Annotated in this window: 17 protein-coding genes, 2 tRNA genes and 1 pseudogene; 11 read left to right on the forward strand and 9 right to left on the reverse strand. The window is 66.1% G+C overall.

Going from position 1 to position 18213, the window contains the following annotated elements:
• Positions 1-4: 4 nt before the first annotated feature.
• The 4 genes from tgtA to RH831_RS03615 form a co-directional block, all read right to left on the reverse strand.
• Positions 5-1480 (reverse strand): tRNA guanosine(15) transglycosylase TgtA, encoded by a 1476-nt coding sequence (gene tgtA, locus RH831_RS03600; protein ID WP_310552905.1) that lies wholly within the window; start codon positions 1478-1480, stop codon positions 5-7.
• A gap of 23 nt (positions 1481-1503) precedes the next feature.
• Positions 1504-2127, reverse strand: coding sequence for an NUDIX hydrolase (locus RH831_RS03605; RefSeq protein WP_310552906.1), 624 nt, complete (start codon positions 2125-2127; stop codon positions 1504-1506).
• 92 nt (positions 2128-2219) lie between these two features.
• Positions 2220-2471: a hypothetical protein gene (locus RH831_RS03610; protein WP_310552907.1), complete on the reverse strand. Its 252-nt coding sequence runs from the start codon at positions 2469-2471 to the stop codon at positions 2220-2222.
• Positions 2472-2628: 157 nt separating this feature from the next.
• Positions 2629-3408 (reverse strand): molybdopterin synthase, encoded by a 780-nt coding sequence (locus tag RH831_RS03615; protein WP_310552908.1) that lies wholly within the window; start codon positions 3406-3408, stop codon positions 2629-2631.
• Between the two features lie 92 nt (positions 3409-3500).
• Between RH831_RS03615 and pyrH the strand changes: the two genes are divergently transcribed.
• The gene (gene pyrH / locus RH831_RS03620) at positions 3501-4214 is read left to right on the forward strand and encodes a UMP kinase (RefSeq protein WP_310552909.1); all 714 of its coding nucleotides are present in this window, start codon (positions 3501-3503) and stop codon (positions 4212-4214) included.
• Positions 4214-5884 carry a lysine--tRNA ligase gene (gene lysS, locus RH831_RS03625; protein ID WP_396275417.1) on the forward strand — a complete coding sequence of 557 codons (1671 nt, stop codon included), beginning with the start codon at positions 4214-4216 and terminating at the stop codon, positions 5882-5884. The genes pyrH and lysS overlap by 1 nt, the downstream gene beginning before the upstream one ends.
• A gap of 174 nt (positions 5885-6058) precedes the next feature.
• On the opposite strand, the pseudogene RH831_RS11870 reads toward lysS, so the two are convergent.
• Positions 6059-6502: pseudogene (locus RH831_RS11870) on the reverse strand (DUF502 domain-containing protein); the annotation flags it as partial.
• Positions 6503-6589: 87 nt separating this feature from the next.
• On the opposite strand from RH831_RS11870, the gene RH831_RS03635 reads away from it, so the two are divergent.
• On the forward strand, positions 6590-8356 hold the full coding sequence (locus tag RH831_RS03635; protein WP_310552911.1) for a site-2 protease family protein: 1767 nt from the start codon (positions 6590-6592) through the stop codon (positions 8354-8356).
• On the opposite strand, the gene RH831_RS03640 is transcribed toward RH831_RS03635, so the two are convergent.
• A complete protein-coding gene (locus RH831_RS03640; protein WP_310552912.1) occupies positions 8357-8551 on the reverse strand; it encodes a hypothetical protein in 195 nt (64 codons plus the stop codon). It abuts the gene before it with no gap.
• 143 nt (positions 8552-8694) lie between these two features.
• On the opposite strand from RH831_RS03640, the gene RH831_RS03645 reads away from it, so the two are divergent.
• Both RH831_RS03645 and RH831_RS03650 read left to right on the forward strand, forming a co-directional pair.
• Positions 8695-10278: a PAS domain-containing protein gene (locus RH831_RS03645; RefSeq protein WP_310552913.1), complete on the forward strand. Its 1584-nt coding sequence runs from the start codon at positions 8695-8697 to the stop codon at positions 10276-10278.
• Positions 10279-10337: 59 nt separating this feature from the next.
• Complete coding sequence (locus tag RH831_RS03650; protein WP_310552914.1) at positions 10338-10643, forward strand: translation initiation factor; 306 nt, start codon at positions 10338-10340, stop codon at positions 10641-10643.
• Here RH831_RS03650 and RH831_RS03655 read toward each other — a convergent pair whose 3' ends face one another.
• Together RH831_RS03655 and RH831_RS03660 are read right to left on the reverse strand one after the other, a co-directional pair.
• Complete coding sequence (locus tag RH831_RS03655) at positions 10644-11357, reverse strand: hypothetical protein (protein ID WP_310552915.1); 714 nt, start codon at positions 11355-11357, stop codon at positions 10644-10646.
• Between the two features lie 464 nt (positions 11358-11821).
• Positions 11822-11892 (reverse strand) — tRNA-Gly (locus RH831_RS03660).
• An 84-nt stretch (positions 11893-11976) separates the two neighbouring features.
• On the opposite strand from RH831_RS03660, the gene RH831_RS03665 reads away from it, so the two are divergent.
• The 6 genes from RH831_RS03665 to RH831_RS03690 all read left to right on the forward strand — a co-directional run bounded on the left by RH831_RS03665 (position 11977) and on the right by RH831_RS03690 (position 17622).
• Complete coding sequence (locus RH831_RS03665) at positions 11977-12795, forward strand: NAD+ synthase (RefSeq protein WP_310552916.1); 819 nt, start codon at positions 11977-11979, stop codon at positions 12793-12795.
• A 95-nt stretch (positions 12796-12890) separates the two neighbouring features.
• Positions 12891-13550, forward strand: coding sequence for a hypothetical protein (locus RH831_RS03670; RefSeq protein WP_310552917.1), 660 nt, complete (start codon positions 12891-12893; stop codon positions 13548-13550).
• Positions 13551-13603: 53 nt separating this feature from the next.
• Positions 13604-13675 (forward strand) — tRNA-Thr (locus tag RH831_RS03675).
• A 320-nt stretch (positions 13676-13995) separates the two neighbouring features.
• Positions 13996-15141: an NAD-binding protein gene (locus RH831_RS03680; RefSeq protein WP_310552918.1), complete on the forward strand. Its 1146-nt coding sequence runs from the start codon at positions 13996-13998 to the stop codon at positions 15139-15141.
• Positions 15142-15187: 46 nt separating this feature from the next.
• Positions 15188-16408 (forward strand): TrkA C-terminal domain-containing protein, encoded by a 1221-nt coding sequence (locus RH831_RS03685; protein WP_310552919.1) that lies wholly within the window; start codon positions 15188-15190, stop codon positions 16406-16408.
• A complete protein-coding gene (locus tag RH831_RS03690; protein ID WP_310552920.1) occupies positions 16405-17622 on the forward strand; it encodes a TrkA C-terminal domain-containing protein in 1218 nt (405 codons plus the stop codon). The genes RH831_RS03685 and RH831_RS03690 overlap by 4 nt, the downstream gene beginning before the upstream one ends.
• On the opposite strand, the gene RH831_RS03695 is transcribed toward RH831_RS03690, so the two are convergent.
• Positions 17605-18108 carry a metal-dependent hydrolase gene (locus RH831_RS03695; RefSeq protein ID WP_310552921.1) on the reverse strand — a complete coding sequence of 168 codons (504 nt, stop codon included), beginning with the start codon at positions 18106-18108 and terminating at the stop codon, positions 17605-17607. The genes RH831_RS03690 and RH831_RS03695 overlap by 18 nt on opposite strands.
• Between the last annotated feature and the right edge of the window lie 105 nt (positions 18109-18213).

Below are 18213 nucleotides of genomic sequence, written 5' to 3' on the forward strand. Positions count from 1 at the left end.
GGAACTATCTTCCCATCCCCGACCCCAGATCTTCGACAGTCACGCGGGCCGGCAGGGTTTCGATCGCTTCGCGGGGCCAGTCGAACTGTGCGAGGACAAATTCGGTCCCGGGATTGGCCTCGACGAGCCGCTTGACTCCGCGAGCGGCGGCCACGTACCCCGAATCGTCCATGCGTTCGGGGACCTCCGCCGTCAACGGGTACGTGGTCGAGAGGGCCGGCGGGACCGGACCGAACGGGGGCTTGAGCCGCCAGGAATCCCCGTAGCGGTCGTCGGATTGGCCCTCGGTGAGCAAGAGTGGGCCCTCCACGTCCAGGCGGCCCAGCCGGTCGTGATGTCGCCTGACCTCCGGGCGACGGGCGCTGTCCTCCGAGAGGTAGAAGAAGGTCGACTTGCTCGCCCGGTCGGCTCGCTCCAGTTGCTCGACGTGATCGAGCAGGGTGCGATAGCCGTCGAGCAGGCTCGGGTGGGCGTGGGCCCGGGACTCGACCAGTTCCAGGAGCGATCCCTCACGGATCGCCTCCCGGATCCGCCGCATCTCGGCCATCGAGACGTGGAGGTTGTGTTCGGCCAGCAGGCGGGTCCGGGTCGTCTCGTCGGCGTCCCGTAGCGCCGCCGGGTCGTGCTCGGTGCAGACCGGACAGGTGCAGGAAAACTCCTCGATGTCTTCGAGGTGTCTGGTCCCGCGGACGGTGAGGTATCGCTCGTCGCGGGCGAACAGGGCGTAGGCGGCCGAGTCGAAGAGGTCCGCGCCCATCGCGACCATCAACGCGAAGGTCATCGGGTGCCCGGCACCGAAGAGATGGACCGGCCTGGACGGGCCGAGGCCGCGTTTCGCCGCGGCGAGCAGGTCGACTGCCTCGGCGTAGCGGTAGTTGTTCAGGAGGGGCACGACCGCCCCGACCGGGAACACGTCGAGATCCGTCGCCGCCGCGTTCGCCCCGGCCTGCTCGCGGAGGTCGGGGAAGGTCCCACCCTGGACCGGGGCCGTGACGAGCATGTCGCCGGTGTCGACTGATTCGGCGGTCGCGAGCCGGCGTTCGGTCTCCGCCAGGTCCGATTCGACGGTTTCCCGGTCGGCGTCCGGGTGGGTCGGGATGTCGACCGGCGTCGCGATGTCCGAGCCCATCTCGGCCTGGAACGCCAGAATCTCCTCGGTCGTCACCGAGATGTCCCCGTACTCCGCGAGCTGGAAGGACCCCGAGTCGGTCATGATCGGCCCGTCGAAGCCGATCAGTTCGTGGAGCCCCTCGGATCGAGCCCGCTCGCGGAGTTCCTCGTCCTGGTAGATGATGTAGGAGTTCGTGATGAGCATCTGCACGCCGAACGCCGGGAGCCGGTCGGGGTCGATCGTCCGATAGTGCGGATTGACCACTGGCAACAGTGCCGGCGTCTCGACGGTCCGGTCGACGCGAGGGACCTCTAGCTCGCCGATCCGGCCGGCGGCGTCCTGCTGCCGGATCTCGAAGGGCGCAGTCATTGCCCGCCATTGGCCCCGCGCGGTCAAACCCGTTCTGTTGTGGGTGGCGCGACCGTCACCTGATCTTCCTGCTCGGCCACGTATCGCAGGAGCCCGAGGGCGGTTCGGCCGTCCCGGAGGTCCCCGGCCAGCACTCGCTCCAGAAGCGCGCCAAGCGTGCTCGTCGTCACCTGGATGCTTTCGTTTTCGTCGAGGTCCCGTGTTCCCGTGGGTTCACAGCCCGTCGCCACGAAGAAGTGGAAGACGGCATCGGTGATTCCGGTCGCCGGCTCGAAGCTGTCGAGTGCGGTAAGCGCCTCGGCCTCGTAGCCCGTCTCCTCGGTGAGTTCCCGCCGGGCGGCCGCAGCAAGGTCTTCGCCCGGTTCAACCCCGCCAGCCGGGAATCCGAGGGTCACGCCTTTGACCGCCTGTCGCCACTCCTCGATGAGAACGAGTTCGCCCTCCGTCGTGAACGGCAAAATTACGACGCTCGGGGCGTCGTGCAGGTAATCGAAGTCCGTCTCGGTGCCATCGGGCAGGGTGATTTCCTCGTGCACGATCGAGAATCCCGGACAGGTGTAGGCGGTCGACCGCGATTCGGTTCGCCAGCGAAGCGAGTCGGCCCCCGTTCGGTCGTCGGCGTCGGCTTCGGGGCCTGTATCGTCCATGTCTGTGTGTGGGCCGCTCGCTCGCAAAAACGTCCCGGTGGGAAACTGGTGGCCGACCGCGAAAAGGGGGCTCAGGGGGGGGGGAGGACTGTTCAGGCGGGACTGACACGCCAGGTCGTCGCGCTCGTGTACGACCACTTCTCGATCTCCAGGTCCGGGGCGCTCTCCTTGAGTTTGACCATCAGCGCGCCGATCTCCTTCGGCGAGAGGTCGACGTCCTCGGCGATGAACTTGCTCTTGAAGTAGAGCTCGCCGTCGGTCGCCTTCTCCCGCAGGTAGGAACGGAGCCGTGCTTCCTTGGGTTCGGCAGTGGTGGTCGTGGAGGGGCTCATACACGATACCATACTGTCCCCGGTATCTTATAGCGGGGTGAACGTTCGATCAAATTCGGTCACTTTCACGCCGACTCGATCCTTTTGGGACGTTTTATAAACCGCTCAGAACGTTCGAGACGTTTTACAATGTGTTCTGCATCCGTAAGCGGAAAAATGGGGGCCAGCCTCAATGTTCGCGCTCGTGAACCCAGAATTCCTCCGCGACGGTCGTTTCCTTCTTGAAAATCGGGACCTCGTCCTTGATCCGGTTGATGCCCGCCTCCACGGCCTCGAAGGCCTGGCCGCGGTGGCCGGCCAGCACGACGACGAAGACGATGTCCTCGCCGCGCTCGATCCGCCCGACCCGATGGTGCATCGCGACCTCGTAGACCCCATCCCAGTCGGTCAACTCGGCTTCGATCTCGGCCATGCGGGTCTCGGCGACGCCCTCGTACTTCTCGAAGGTCAGCGATTCGGTCGGATCGTCTTCGGGGTCTTCTTTTGCTCTGACTCGCCCGGTGAAGGTCGCGATTGCCCCCGAGAGTTCGGCTCTGGGGGAAGCCTTCACTTGTGCGATCAGGCTGTCAAGCGTCTCGATCGGTTCGCCCGCCTCGGCAGTCGAGACGACGGCGTCCAGATCGAGGGCCTGTGGTGACTCCGCGAGCATGGCTGGCTCCTCGATGTCGGCTGTCCCGACGGCGATCTGTGGGACTGCTGCGTCCGGGAAATCGACGAGCAGACCGTAATCGTGGGCCGTCGCCACCTTCGACAGCGCGCTTTCGGCGTCGAGGCCCTCGCCCCGGGCGGCCCAGCCGTCCTCGCCGACCTCGTAGACGGTTCGCTCGGCCGTCGACTCGCCGGGCCGAACGACACCGACCGAGCCCTCGGCTTCCAGACGGTCCAGCACCGGTTCGAGGACGCTGTCGGGGGACGTTTCCGGCCCCGTGACGATCCCCAGTGGGTACATATCTCCACGCAGGGGCGGGCGCGGTTTGTAGGTGTCGTACGCGGCGGTGGGGATACCAATCCTTAAGACCGCTACCGGGTTAGCAGGGCTCAATGAGGGTGGTGGTTTCTATCGGCGGCAGCGTTCTCGCACCCGACCTCGACGAGTCGGTCGTGCAGGGGCACGCTGACGCCATCGAACAACTGGACGCGACCGGGATCGACCTCGGCGTGGTCGTGGGTGGCGGGTCGGTCGCCCGCGAGTACATCGAGGCCGCACGAAACCTCGGAGAAAACGAGATCGCGCTGGACGACATCGGGATCGGGGTCACCCGGCTCAACGCCAGGTTGCTCATCGCGGCGCTTGAGGATATCGCCGCGCCGGCCCCGATCGAGAGCTATCAGGGCGGCCTGGAAGCGATGCGACGGGGGGACGTGCCCGTGCTGGGTGGGGTCACCCCCGGCCAGACGACCGACGCCGTCTCGGCGGCGCTCGCGGAGTACGTCGAGGCCGATCTCCTGGTCTATGCCACGAGCGTGCCGGGCGTGTTCACCGCCGACCCGGACGAGGACGAGACGGCCCGGCACATCGAGGCCATGACGCCCCAGGAACTAATCGACGTGATCGTCGACACCGAACTCGTCGCCGGGAGTTCGGCCCCGGTCGACCTGCTGGCGGCCAAACTAATCGAGCGCTCCGGGATGCGAACTATCGTGCTCGACGGGACCGACCCCGATCGCATCGTCGATGCGGTACTCCGTGGGGACCACGACGGCACCGACGTGACGGCCGACGGCACGCGAACCATGCTCCCCGAGTGGCAGTGATGTCCGACGAGCAATCCTTTATGCCCGACGAGACAGACCCCTACGTCCTCGACTCGGTGGACTCCCGGCGGGTCTTCTGGGCCGATACGGTTGCGGACCTGATCGAGGCCAGAGAGCCGACCGATCCCATCGTCATCAAGGGCGGTATCTCGCCCTCGGGGGTCCCACACTTCGGGAACATGAACGAGATCGTTCGGGGCTACTTCGTCGCCGAGGTGCTCCGGGAGCGAGGGTATACGGTCAGACAGATATTCACCAGCGACGACCGGGATCCGCTTCGCAAACTCCCGCGGAAACTGGCCGCTCTCGACGGGGAGATCGTCGATCTGGGCGCCGTCGATGCCGGGGCGCTCGGCCGGAACCTGGGCAAGCCATACACCGACATCCCCGACCCCTTCGGCTGCTGTGACTCCTACGGTGCACACTTCGCGAGCCTCGTCGAGCAGTCGGCGGCGGCACTCGACATCCCGGTGGAGATGATCTCGAACACCGAACAATACGAGGACGGGGCCTTCGAGACTGCCACGCGAACGGTTCTCGAACGGGCCGACGAGGCTCGCGAGTTGCTCGCGGCCTACCAGGACAAAGTCGACGCGGAGTATGTCCCGTTCAATCCGATCTGTGAGAACTGTGGTCAGATTACCGAGACCGTGACGGACGTCGACCTGGATGCGGGTACGGTCTCGTACCGATGTACAGATATGGAGGCCGGCGACCAGGTCATCGAGGGCTGTGGACACGAGGGCACGACCTCGCTCCGAAATGGAAAACTCCCCTGGCGGTTCGAGTGGCCGGCCCAGTGGCAACTGCTGGGGGTGGACCACGAGCCCTTCGGCAAGGACCACGCCGAGGGCTCCTGGCCCAGCGGCGCGGAGATCTCCCGCGCGATCTTCGACCACCAGCCGCCGGTGCCGATGGTCTACGAGTGGTTCACCCTCGACGGCGCGCCCTTCTCCTCCTCGGCGGGCAACGTCATCCTCGTCTCGGAGGTCCTGGAGTTTCTGGAAGTCCCGGTGGTCAAGTACTTCTTCAGCAAGGACCCCCGGAAGGCCCGGGACTTCTCGATCGAACACGCCGACCAGCTGGTCGCGGAGTTCGACCGCCTGGAGGCGATCTACTTCGACGAGATCGAGGACGCAAGCGAGGACGAACGAAAGCGGGCCGAGCGGGTCTACCCCTTCCTCGTGGACTCGATCCGCCCCGAGCGGATCCGGATCCCCTTCTCCTTCGCTGCGGTCCTCGGCATGACCGAGGACGAGGAGCTTCGGGCGGAGATCGCCAGGCGGGAGGGCCACATCCCCGAGAACGCCCCCGAGTGGGCGATCGAGGCGGCCCTCGACCGCGTCGAGCGAGCCCGGGAGTGGGCCCGTCGGACTGACAACGCCTTCAACTACGACCTCAAGCGGGCCTCGATGCCCGAAGTCGAGATCGACGAGCCGACGGCGGCGGCCCTGGACGACCTCGCGGATTTCATCGAGGCGGGGGCCAGCCCCGAGGAGATCCAGGGCGAGATCTACGAGACGGCTCGCCGACACGACATCGAGGTTGGGGACTTTTTCGCCACGGGGTATCGACTCTTCTTCGACCAGCCCGAGGGTCCGAAACTCGGCACCTTCCTCGGGAAACTCGACGAGCCCTTTGTGCTGGCACGTCTGCGCCGGGAGCGCTAGGGGCGGTCTGCCTCCCTCCCCGTAGAGCCCAGTGGTCACGACGATCCGCAGCCCCTCGGTCACCGAGAGCTCCGTCGCGATGACCTTCGAGCGGGCCACGATGGTGAGATAGCCGCCCATCGGGTTCGGGCTCATCGGGATGTAGACGTCCACGTACGCCGACTCCGGAAGCCGGGTCGAGAGCCGATCTGGGGTCTCGTCGGTCACGAATCCGAGCGTGTAGACTCCCTTCCGTGGCCACTCGACGAGGACGACCCGCTCGAACTGGTCGCCGTGTTTCAACAGGGCCGTCGAGGCTTCACGCGTCGGCGAGTAGATGGTGCGGACGATCGGGATCCGCTCCATCACGTGATCGAACTGGACGACCAACTCGTCGCCGGTCCCCCGTCGAAACGCGATTCCGAGTCCGGTGATGACTCCCACGAGCAAGATCAGGGCCACGGCGTTCTCGACGAACCCGGTCTCGCCGGGCCAGAGCGCGAGCAGGGGCTCGATCGCGGAGACGAGCCAGCCAAAGAGGACGGACAGCACGAGCCAGGTGACCACGAGCGGGGCCACGACGACCACGCCGCTCACGAACCCGGTTCGAAGCGTCCGCAGTAGGTCCTGCCCGTTCACGGTAGCCTATTTTCACCCCGGGCCCAAATAGCTCGCCCGGGCACCCAACCCGAACGCCTAACCCGTTTCGGGACGGCTCTCCCGATGATGAATCCCTGGTCCTGGGTCCTCGGCGGCCTGCTGGCCTACTGGCTGGCGCTCTCTCTGCTCCGCTCCCGAGACTGGTTCCCGGAGTTTATCGGCGTGACGGGCCCGATACTGACTGTCCACACGAAACGAGGCCGTGACCTGCTCGACCGCCTGGCGAGTCCCCGTCGGCTCTGGCGGGTCTGGGCGAACATGGGACTTGGGTTCGCACTGGTGATCCTCGTCGGGTCATTCCTGCTGTTGCTCGCGAACGCGGTCCAGGTCCTCCGGAACCCGCCACAGCCAACCGCGGTCAACCAGCCACAGAACTTCCTGGTCATCCCGGGCGTGAACGACTTCCTCCCGCTCGCGGTGGCCCCGGAGATCCTCTTTGGCCTCTTCATCGGCATGCTGGTCCACGAGGGCGGGCACGGCATCCTCTCCCGGGTCGAGGGCATCGACGTCGAATCCATGGGCGTGGTGCTGCTCGCGATCCTCCCGATCGGGGCCTTCGTGGAACCCGAAGAGGAGAGTGTCGAGGCCGCCGATCGAGGGAGCCAGGCCCGGATGTTCGCCGCCGGCGTGACGAACAACTTCCTGCTGACCGCGATCGCTTTCGCCATCCTCTTCGGGCCGGTCGTGGGCTCGATCGGTGTCGCACCGGGCGCGGCGGTCGGTGGGGTCTTCCCCGGTTCGCCGGCCGCCCAGGCGGGCATCGACGCCGGCGACCGGATCGTCGCGGTCGGCGAGCAACCCGTCGAACAGAACGCCGACCTCGAGGAGACGCTGGTTGCCTCGGGCGCCGACCGGGTGACGCTGACCCTCGGAGACGGAACCGAGACCAGCGTCCGCCGGTCGGTACTGGTCACTGGTGTCGCGGACGAGTCGCCCTTCGCGTCGCTTGGAACCAATACGACCATCACGGCGGTGAACGGGACGCCAGTCCAGACCGAAGCTGACCTCCGGGCCGCGGTGGCGAACGAGACGGTTGTGACACTGGATACGGCCGGGGGTGACCGCGTGACGGGACCAGCAGGGGCGCTCGTCACCGTCGTCCCGGACGGGCCGGCGGCGTCGGATGGGCTACCGACGGAGACCCCTATCGTCGTCACTGAGATCGGCGGGCAACGGGTTGCCTCTCAGACACAGTTGAACGCCGTGCTGGACGGGTTTGACGAGGGTGAGACCGTCTCGGTGAGGACCTACCAGAACGGGGCGGCCGAGACGACCGACGTGAAACTGGGCGCCCAGGACGGCACGAGTTACCTCGGCGTGCAGGTCTATCGGGGGATCAGCGGCCTCGTCGTCTCGGACTTCGGGACGACACTCTACCCCGCCCAGACCTACCTCGATATGGCCGGTGGTGAGGCCACGGGGCCGGGTATCGTGGGCTTCCTCCGGGGGATCGGCGTGAGCCTGCTGCTCCCGCTGATCGGGAGCGTGGGCCTGACCGGTCTGGAGTACAACTTCGCCGGATTCGTCGGGTGGAACCTGGGCTTTTTCACCGTCGAGGGACCGCTTGCGCCGCTGGGGGGTGGCGTGTTCGTCCTCGCGAACGTCCTCTTCTGGACGGGCTGGATCAACCTCAACCTGGGCTTTTTCAACTGCATTCCGGCCTTCCCCCTGGACGGCGGGCACCTCTTGCGCATGATTGCCGAGGCGGTGGTCTCCAGGCTCCCGATCGAGGACCGCCAGGTCGCGGTCCGGGCGATCACCACGTCGGTCGGTCTGACGATGCTGCTTGCCCTGCTCTTGATGCTGTTCGGGCCACAGTTACTCGGTGGCTGATCAGATCGAGAATCGGACCCAGACGTCGTGGCCTTCCTGACAGGTCAGCAACCGCGTTTTCGAGTCCGCCGTCGTGGTCGGCTTACCGCCCTGGCTCACCTCGAGGACCTCGCTCTCCCGTGGCACGCCGACCCTGATCTCGCTTTCACAGGACGGACACTGAACGTACTCGACGCCCATGCCAGGGAGTTCCATGGCAGTCGGGAAAACGATGTCGCCTCCGGGTGTTTATTTCGGTGCCGCCTGTAGGGCCCCGTGCATGCTGGGACCAGGGACCGCAACGCGCCGTGCAGCTGGCACTCGGTGGCCGTCCCCTGTGGGCGGTCGGGAGGGCTAACATGGGGGAGACGCCTGCGGACGAACGCATCGCGGAGCTCTCCGTCGAGGAGGAACTGCACCTCAAGGAGGACGCCATGGACGCCGCGCCGGTCGGTATCTCGATCTCCGATCCGTCGCTCCCGGACAACCCGCTCATCTACGTCAACGACCAGTTTACCGAGACCACCGGCTACGAGCGCACGGAGATCCTGGGCACGAACTGCCGATTCCTGCAGGGCCCGGAGACGGACATGGACCGGGTGGCGAAGATGGCCGAGGCGGTGACCGAACAGAAACAGGTTGCCGTCGAACTCAAGAACTACCGGAAGGACGGCGAACTGTTCTGGAACCGCGTCGAGATCGCCCCGATTTACGACGAGAGCGGCGACGTGGCGTATTACGTGGGCTATCAGGCCGACGTCACCGACCGCAAGGAGGCCGAACTCGCACTCGCGGCCGAACGGCAGACCCTGGATCACGTCCTTTCCCGGGTTACCTCGCTGGTGCCGGACATCGCTGAGACGATCGTCGACTCGGACACCAGGGAGGACCTGGAGGCCTCGATCGCCGAGCGTTTCGCGACCGTGCCGGATCTCACCGCGGCCTGGGTCGGCCGCTACAACCCCTCGACCGGGCTGTTGCGTCCTGTCGCGGGTGACAATCGTCCCACGGAGCCACTCGGGGCCGCCGACGTCACCGGACTCGCCGCCGCGATCGACTCCGGAACCGTCGAAGTGCTCACGGACTCCACGGGCCTGTTCGCCGGGATGGAGCCCCCTGCCGCCACGGCGCTCGTTCCACTTCGCTACCGCGACAGCGTCTACGGCCTGCTCGCGGTCGCGACGGCCGAGGCGGACGTGTTCGACGAGCGGGAGACTGTCGTTCTGGAGGCCATCGGCCAGTCCGCCGGGGCCGCGATCAACGCCCTCGAACGGGTGAGTCTCTCCGCCGGGGAGTCGGTCATCGAGGTCCGACTGGAGGTCGCCGATCCGACCATGCCGCTGGTCGAACTCGCCGACTCGCTCTCGGGCGAGGTGACCGCCGACGGCCAGGCCACCATCTCGGACGGCCAGCCGACGCTCCTGCTCACTGTCTCGGACGTCCCCTCCTCATCGGTCGCCGAGCAGGTCAAGCGAACCGGCGATCTGAAACTGGTCGCCGGGAGCGAATCGGGGACTGTCCTGGAGTGGACCGTCCCTCCGGGGCCGTTCGCCCGCTCGATCGTCCAGGACGCCGTCCGGCTCGAACACCTCTCGGCGACCCCGTCGAGCGTACGCCTCACCTTCGCGGCCGCCTCCGAGCACATGGGCAACACCGTCGTCGGACGCTTCCGGGACGGCTATGACGGGGTCGAACTGCTGGCCTTCCACGAGGTCGCGGACCGCGACCAATCGGCGGAGAGCTTTCGTGACCATGTGACCGACGATCTCACCGATCGGCAGCTCGAAGCCCTGCAGAAGGCCTACGTCAGTGGCTTCTTCGAGTGGCCGCGGGCAGTCGAGGGCGAGTCCCTGGCCGCGGCGATGGACATTCACCCCTCGACCTTCCACCAGCATCTCCGGGCCGCCGAGCGCAAGCTCATCAGCGCGTACTTCGAGGGCTGAACTCGGATTTTCGCGGACCTGGGCATAGTTTATTACCGTGGCTCGGGAACACAGACAGTATGGCGGAGGTCTGCCCGACGTGCGGGCTCCCCGAAGAGCTCTGTGTCTGTGAGGACGTGGCAAAAGAGTCCCAGCAACTGTCCGTGCACATCGAGACCCGACAGTACGGCAAGGAGATGACTGTTATCGAGGGATTCGATGAAAACGACGTGGACGTGGGCTCGCTTTCGAGTACACTCAAGTCCAAGCTCGCCTGCGGAGGGACCGTCAAGGACGGGGCCATCGAACTCCAGGGCAATCATCTGAACCGCATCGAATCGATCCTCGAAGACGAGGGCTTCAGCATCGGGTCGATCGAGCGCTGATCAGCGTTTCTTTACTGTGGCCCCGTGGGCCTGTATCTCAGTGCCGATCGTCTCCCAGAGTTCCGCGTTCGCGTCGCTGGCGCTGAAAAACCGGATCGAGCCGCTCTCGTAGAACCCCACCGAGACTGCCGATCCCGCCCGCTCGAACGTCGTTCCGAGATAGGAGATGTCCCCCGCGTAGTCGGCGATGTACGAATCGGCCTGGGAATCCTCGGGGATCGCCATTCGATAGCTGCCCGTGGCCTGCTCGTCGATCGCCAGATTGCGAACCTGGAGTGAGCTGACCGAGACGTCCCAGTCGGTTTCGGTGGCGGCGTCGTAGACGCCCGCCAGGTCCAACCCTAACTGAACCGGGGGTTGCCCCAGGTCGATCCGTTGCTGGATTGCCGACGCGACCGCCCTGGTGTCTCGGCCGTTCGAGAACACTTCGAGGCGCTGTCGGTCGAAGTCCAGCCGGAAGGGAATCGACTCGACGGTCTGGACTTCTTCATCGACCAACTCTCCCGTGTCGGTGTCGTAGGACTGGATCTCGATGGGCCGGGATCGCAGGAGTCGGGCCGTGACCCGGTCGGATTCGACGCCTTCGATCTCGAAGCCCGTGGCCCCGTCCGCGCCGAACGCCGCTTTGCCCAGGGTGTCTGTGACCGCCTTGAACTGACTGTCGTCGATGCCGATCGTCGCGAGGTTGACGGTGAACGGCCCGGAATCGAGCATGTCTGGAGGTCCTGTGGTGACCGAATGAAGGTTTTCCTTCGGGTTGTTGGGTTGTCACGTTCTCCGCGCTCGGCTACATGATTCAATTTGCGGCCCAGCGTATCAGCCAATTCAACAGCCGTTAGCGGTCTTTTTCCCCAAGTTTTTGCGAGGGGCTGCGAAGCAGCCCCTCGGAAAAAGTGGGAATGCGCCGGCCGGGAATTGAACCCGATGGCGAATCCTCGCTCGCGCTCGGATTCGCGTGGTTCAATTCCTGCCCTGCTCGTTCGCTCGTAAAACTCGCTCACTGCGCCGGCCGGGAATTGAACCAGAGGAAGCCGTGCTCACTCACTCCGTTCGTTGCGCGCGCCTTCCAGGGCTCAATTCCCGGCGTTGCGATTTCACCCAATTCAACAGCCGTTAGCGGTCTTTTTCCCCAAGTTTTTGCGAGGGGCTGCGAAGCAGCCCCTCGGAAAAAGTGGGAATGCGCCGGCCGGGAATTGAACCCGGGCTATGAGCTTGGGAAGCTCATGTCCTACCACTAGACCACCGGCGCTCGAATCTGACTTTCCGAGGAACGCACTAAAACGTAGCGCTTGCGGTCGGGACCCCTATTATGCTGGGCGACCCACACCCGAACATGACAGGGCCGGACGAGCTGGAACCCCTCGATCTGCGATTCGAGCCGGACGAACTCGACCCGGTCGTCGACTCGATCGAGTCGTTCATCCAGGAGACGATGAGCCAGGCCGGGGTCGACCGGGCGATTCTCGGCCTCTCCGGCGGTATCGACAGCACCACGACCGCCCACCTGCTGGTCGACGCGCTCGGCCCGGAGGCAGTCCACGGGCTGGTGATGCCCGGGCGGGTGAGCCAGGCGGACAACATGGGGGACGCCGAGCGGGTCGCCCTCGATCTGGGTATCGAGTACGACGTCATCGAGATCGAACCCTTCGTCGACAAACTCGTCGGCGCGTTCCCCGAGACCGAGATCGATCAGTTCGCGATCGGCAACGCCCGGGCGCGGGTTCGGGCGGTTCTCAACTACCTCCTCGCGAACCACGAGGACGGGCTGGTCGTCGGGACCGGGAACCGGACCGAGATTCTGGTGGGCTACTTCACCAAGTACGGCGACGGGGCCGTGGACTGCAACCCGATCGGCCGGCTCTACAAACAGCAGGTTCGACAGGTCGCCCGCCACCTCGGCGTCGATGAGGACCTGGTGACCAAGACGCCCACCGCGGGCCTCTGGACCGGACAGACCGACGAGGACGAGCTGGGGGTCGAGTACGAGGTCCTGGACGCGATTCTCGCCCTGCATATCGATGGTCGGCTCTCGGCCGGGGCGACGGCTCGGCTGCTGGACGTGGATCGGGACCTGGTCGAACGCGTGGGCACGATGGTCCAGCGGACCGAACACAAACGGACGCCCCCGACAACACCGACTCCACACGACTAACTGCACTGGGACCGACGCTTTGGGGGCACGAGTTCGGGGGTGTGGTTTGGTCCTTTCCAAAGGTCTTTGCCGCTCCCCACCATAAATCGGGTACGATGGACGAGGTCGCGCAGGCGCGCATCGCGGTGACGGAGGCGATCAGGGAGATCACTCCCGATCGGCTCAGAGAGACGATGGACGCCCACATTCTCGGGACGTCCATGATTCCCGGCGTGCTCGCCCTTCTCAGTGCCTCGGTGGCCGCCGGCGACGCGGAGGAGCCAGCCGTTTCCAACCGCGCTGCCGGCGTCCAGCTCATTTATGACGGGCTCCGGCTCACTCGGGCCCTGGTCCACGACGAGCCCTGGACCGGCACCGGCGACGCCGAGGACGATCTCGACGTGCTGGCCGCCGACGTGCTCGTCGCCCGGGGGTTTCAACTCCTCTCGCACACCGAAGCCGCCGACAAGGCCGTCGAGACGGTTCGGGAGTTCGGCCAGGAGCAGACCGAACTCCGGAGCGGGGGGACCACCGCCCGCTCGCTTGAGGCCAACGTCTTCGAACTGGCGGTGATTGCCGGCGCGACCGCCACGGGCGGGGAGACGCCACTCTCGCTGCGCCAGTACGTGGTTGGGTTAGCTCGGAACCACGGCGAGCCACCGCTCCCGTCGGCCCCGGAGGGCCTGCCGGACGGCATCGAGGACGCCATGCGCCGGGTCGGTGGTCGGGCGACCGGCGAGGAACCGGTTCGAACCCCCTCCGCGACGGACACCTGATCGGGCGTAATCGAAACCCCTAACAGGGGTCGGGTTCCTCTCATCGACTGCCTGCCTGGGTAGCTTAGCGGTAAAGCGCGTCCTTGGTAAGGACGAGAGCCCGGGTTCAAATCCCGGCCTAGGCTTCTGCTGTTTCCAGTTTTGAGATGTTTTCTCACTGACTTTCCTCTCCGGGGAGAGACAGCCATCGAACTCGTGGAGTTCTAGTTCACTACCCACTGCTCTCCGCAGCCTCCCGAATCGTCCAACGAGCGGGATATTCACCCGTAGTCGCAGTTGGCGGCTGGTGAAACCCGATACCGAAATAGCAGTTCCTGGCAGACCTCAAACCTAACGTAGATCGAACGAGGGGCCCCCACTCTCCCAAAGGAAAGACTCCCTGTCCACACGAACCCATTTATTTGCCCTCCGCTCCAGAAAAAACACGAACCCCTTTCGATCACCGATGTCACCTTCCCTCCGTCTCCGCGATTCCCTGTCCGTCGACCCCGACTCGCTTGCGCCGCGGGTCACAGTCGGGTTGACCATCGCCGTCGCCCTCCTCTCGATCGTGACCGGCGTGGCGAACATCAGCGCCCAGAGCGTCGTCGGGCCGCTGGCGGAGTTCATCCCGGTGGGCGTCCAGCGGACCGCCGGGTTCACCGGCGTGCTGACTGGCTTTTTGATGCTCGCGAGCGCGCTTGGCCTCCGTCGTGGCCTCCGGGTGGCCTGGTTCTCGACGATCGCGTTGCTGCCGCTCACGGCCGTCCAGGGACTCCTGCAATCGAGCCCGCTCTCGCTTCCACTCGTGGTGCTCTCAGTACTGTCCCTGCCGGGTGTGGTGTACAACCGCTCGCGGTTCACCCGGTCGCTCTCGCTTTCGACCTCACAGCTGGCGGCGCTTTTCGCCATCGTCGGCGTGCAGGTCTATGGCACCGTCGGGACCTACGCCCTCCGCGAGGAGTTCGCCTCGGTCGAGACCCTCGTCGATGCCTTCTACTACACGCTTGTTACCGCCTCGACGGTAGGCTACGGCGACGCGACTCCCCTGACACAGGTCGCCCGGCTCTTCGGGATGTCCGTGGTCGTCTTCGGCACGGCGAGCTTCGCGCTGGCCCTCGGTACACTCTTGGGGCCGCTCCTCGAAGCTCGATTCGCCAGAGCGCTTGGACGCATGACCGACCGAAACTACGACCTCCTCGAGAACCACGTCCTCATCCTCGGCTGGGGGGAACTGACCGAGGCCATCCTGGAGGAGATCGAGCCTGGGGAGTCCTACGTCCTCGTCACCGAGGAGACCGACCGCGTCGCCAGACTGGCCGATCGTGACATCGAGGTGCTCATGGGGAACCCGAGTGACGAGGCCCCGCTCCGGTCGGCCGGCATCGAACACGCCCGGACGGTGCTGGTGGCGACGAACGACGACGGGGACGACGCCCTCGCCGTGCTCACCGCCCGGGAGCTGAATCCCGACGTTCGGATCGTGGCCGCGGCGACGAACCGGGAGAACGTCCCGAAGCTCCGCCGGGCGGGGGCCGATTCGGTCATCAGCCCGATCGCCCTCGGGGCCCGGATGCTCGTCGACGCGAGCTTCGGCGACCGGGCGGAGTGATTGCCGGCCCCCACCTATTTATCCTGTGGGCGGCTGGGCTCCGGTGATGCAGGTCCCGATCGCACAGGTGCTACTCGGGGTGTATCTCGGGCTGCTGGCCGCGCTGTTTCCGGCACTCATCGCCTTCGCGATCGGCTTTGGATTCAAGTACTTCACCAACGTGACCGTCCCCGCGCTCGGCGTGGTGGTCGTGAGTGGCGCGCTCGCGGGGGTTTCGGGCGGGCTCATGGGGTTCATCGATCCGCAGATGGCCGACAGCTGGACGGGAATCACCGCCACGGCGGTCATCCTGATGGCGAGTCTCTGGGCGCACAGCCAGGGCGACAAGCTGGCCGTGGCGACACCGCGGGGGCTCACCCTGCGCCGGCTCCGGGAGAGCCGGCTGTCCAGTGATCTCATCGAGCGGATCGACACGCTCGGTCAGGTTCACATCCGGCCGATCGGCGACATACAGCATCTGGAGGGCTATCCGCCGCTGTCGGCGGACCTCCGGGAGCGTCTCACCGCCGGCTCCTGGAAGTTTCCCGCCGACCTGCCGCGGTCGGAACTCGAGGCCAAGCTCGAAGCGCGACTCCTCGCCGATTACGAACTCGCGGACGTCCGGGTTACCATCGACAAGGCGGGCCGGGCCGAGATCGCGGCGGCCCCCGAGACCGCCGGCCTCTCGCGTCGAGTCCCGACCGGCAAGCGGGCCGTGACGGTCAAGACGCTGCTGCCGACCGGGCTGGCCCGGGGCGACGTGGTCTCGATCGAGCTTTCCACTGGGACGGTGACCGGTCCCGTCGTGAGTGCCAGAACCGAGCGGCCCATCCCCGAGCCGTCAATCGAGCCGGAGGAGCCGGCACGTTCAGACGACACCGAACCGATCGAGTCACGACCGCCAGCCACCGCGACCACCGAGGGCGGCCCGGGGCAGGTGACGATCGTGGTCTCGCCGGCCGAGGCCCGGGACGTGCTCCGGACGGCATTCGCCCCGATCATCGTCCACTCCCGGGAGACAAACCGCGAGTACGAGACGATCGCGTTGCTCACTGACGCGGGCGCCCAGTTTCGAAAGTACTCCCTCGGTGGGGACAGCGACCTGGTGGGCCAAACGATCGGCGGGGCCCAGATCAGGGACACCTACGGCGTCGCCGTTCTGGCGATTCGTCGGCCGACCGAACGGATCGTCGCGCCCAGCGGGCGCACCGAACTGCACGCCGGCGATGACCTGATCGTCGTGGGCACCAGCGACCAGTTGGCTGCCTTCGGAGAGGTGATCGCGTGAGTCTCGCCGTGATCGAGCTGGGGACGCGACTGCTGGAGTCCGTGGTTCACGTGATCGGCCTGGTGCTTTTGGCGGGCGGGACGACTGCGATCGCCGCTTTCGCGTACCGGATTCGGGTTCGACACGCGCTTCCCGAGGGGGTCACGCTGATCCTCGGGCTGGGGGTCGTCGCGCTCTACCTGAACACACGCACCCTCTTCGCCCAGTTCGTCCAGGGTGGGGCCGCCAGCCCGACCGTGGGCGAAGCGACGCTCAACGTCCTGGTGTTCGCCATCGCGGCCCTCGCCTCCTACGGTGGGAACACGCTCGGGGACCGCCTGGCTCGATCCGATCGGCTCTCGCTGTCCTGGCTGCAGCGGGATCTCAGTCCCATCGTTCGGGCCGCGGGCCGTCACATCTCGGTGACCCTCCCGGCGGAGATCAGGGATATCGAAGGCTACGATCCGGTCGAGGCCGGGACGAAGGAGTCACTCGAAGGGCGGACGCTTGACTTCCCACGCGGGCTCACCGTCGAGGAACTGCGGACACAGCTCCAGGCCCGGCTCAAGGAGAAATTCGACGTGGGCTATGTCGACCTGGAACTCTCCTCGACGGGTGAAATCCAGTATCTCGGGGTCGCCAAACGCCCAGCCGGTATCGGCCCGACCTTGCCACCGAACGCGGCCGCGGTCGCGGTCCGGGCGGATCCGCCGTTCAGCGCCACGGCAGGGGACATCGTCCAGCTCTGGGCCGTCGAGGACGGGGAACCTCGAAAGCTCGGGACGGGCGAACTCAGGGCCAGGATCGGTTCGATCGCGACGATCACGACCGATCGTGCCGTCGCCACGGTGATCGATCCGGAGACGGAGTACCGGCTCCTCACCCTCGCGGCGGACTCGCGCCCGGATCGTGAGTTCGCCGCGATGCTCCGGCGGGCGGACGAGACCATGCGCCTGCTTTCGGTGACTGATTCCAGTCCCCTTGTCGGGCAGTCCGTCGCCGCCATCGACAGTACGGTGCTGGGGATTCGGACGGCTGGCGGGTCAGTCGAGACGATCCCGAACCGGCGTCGGTTGATCCAGCCCGAGGACGAGTTGTTCGTGATCGGTCGTCCCGAAGCGCTCCGCAAACTGGAGGCGATCGACGGCGTCCAGGCCGTGCAGGACGAGACGGTCACGGGACTCGATTCCATGGGCCGACCGTGGGCCGCCGGCCGCTCAGAGAAAGGCGAGTGAGATCTCGCGACTGGCGGCGACCGCACCACCGGTCGCAAGCAGCCCCAGCACCAGGAGGAGCCCGTTGCCGAGGGGGTTCGACGCGTTGGTCAACTCGAGGGAGTACGAGCCGTGTCCCAGGGGCTCGAAGGGCCGGATTCCCATGGGCGTGAGCGCGTCGGCCAGAATGTGTGCGCCGATGGTCACGATCCCGAGGAGGGCCCCGAACGCGGCGAGGCCGAGTTGCGCTCGTGGCTCCATTCCCTCACCGACGTACCAGCCCGCCGCCCCGAGAAGCGCACCAGCGAGGAGGGCGAACCAGATCGTATGCGTGATACCCCGATGGGAGATGAACGGCACTTTCTGGTCCCAGTCCGGGACCATCGATCCGCCCGCGACGATCACCGCGCCGACTGCGGCTAGCTCGTCGAACCCGGCCGCGAGCAGGACGAAGCCGATCGGGGCGTACACCAGCAGTGCTGCGCCGTAGTGTCCGGTTCGATACATATTCAGAACCCAACGACTTCGGCGGAAACAGGACGGTTTGTCTCCCGTTGCATACCTGTCTGTTACCGATGGGCGTACAAAAGAGGCGCGCTCGATCGGCGACGG

Source organism: Halodesulfurarchaeum sp. HSR-GB, assembly GCF_031432215.1.
Taxonomy (GTDB): Archaea; Halobacteriota; Halobacteria; order Halobacteriales; family Halobacteriaceae; genus Halodesulfurarchaeum.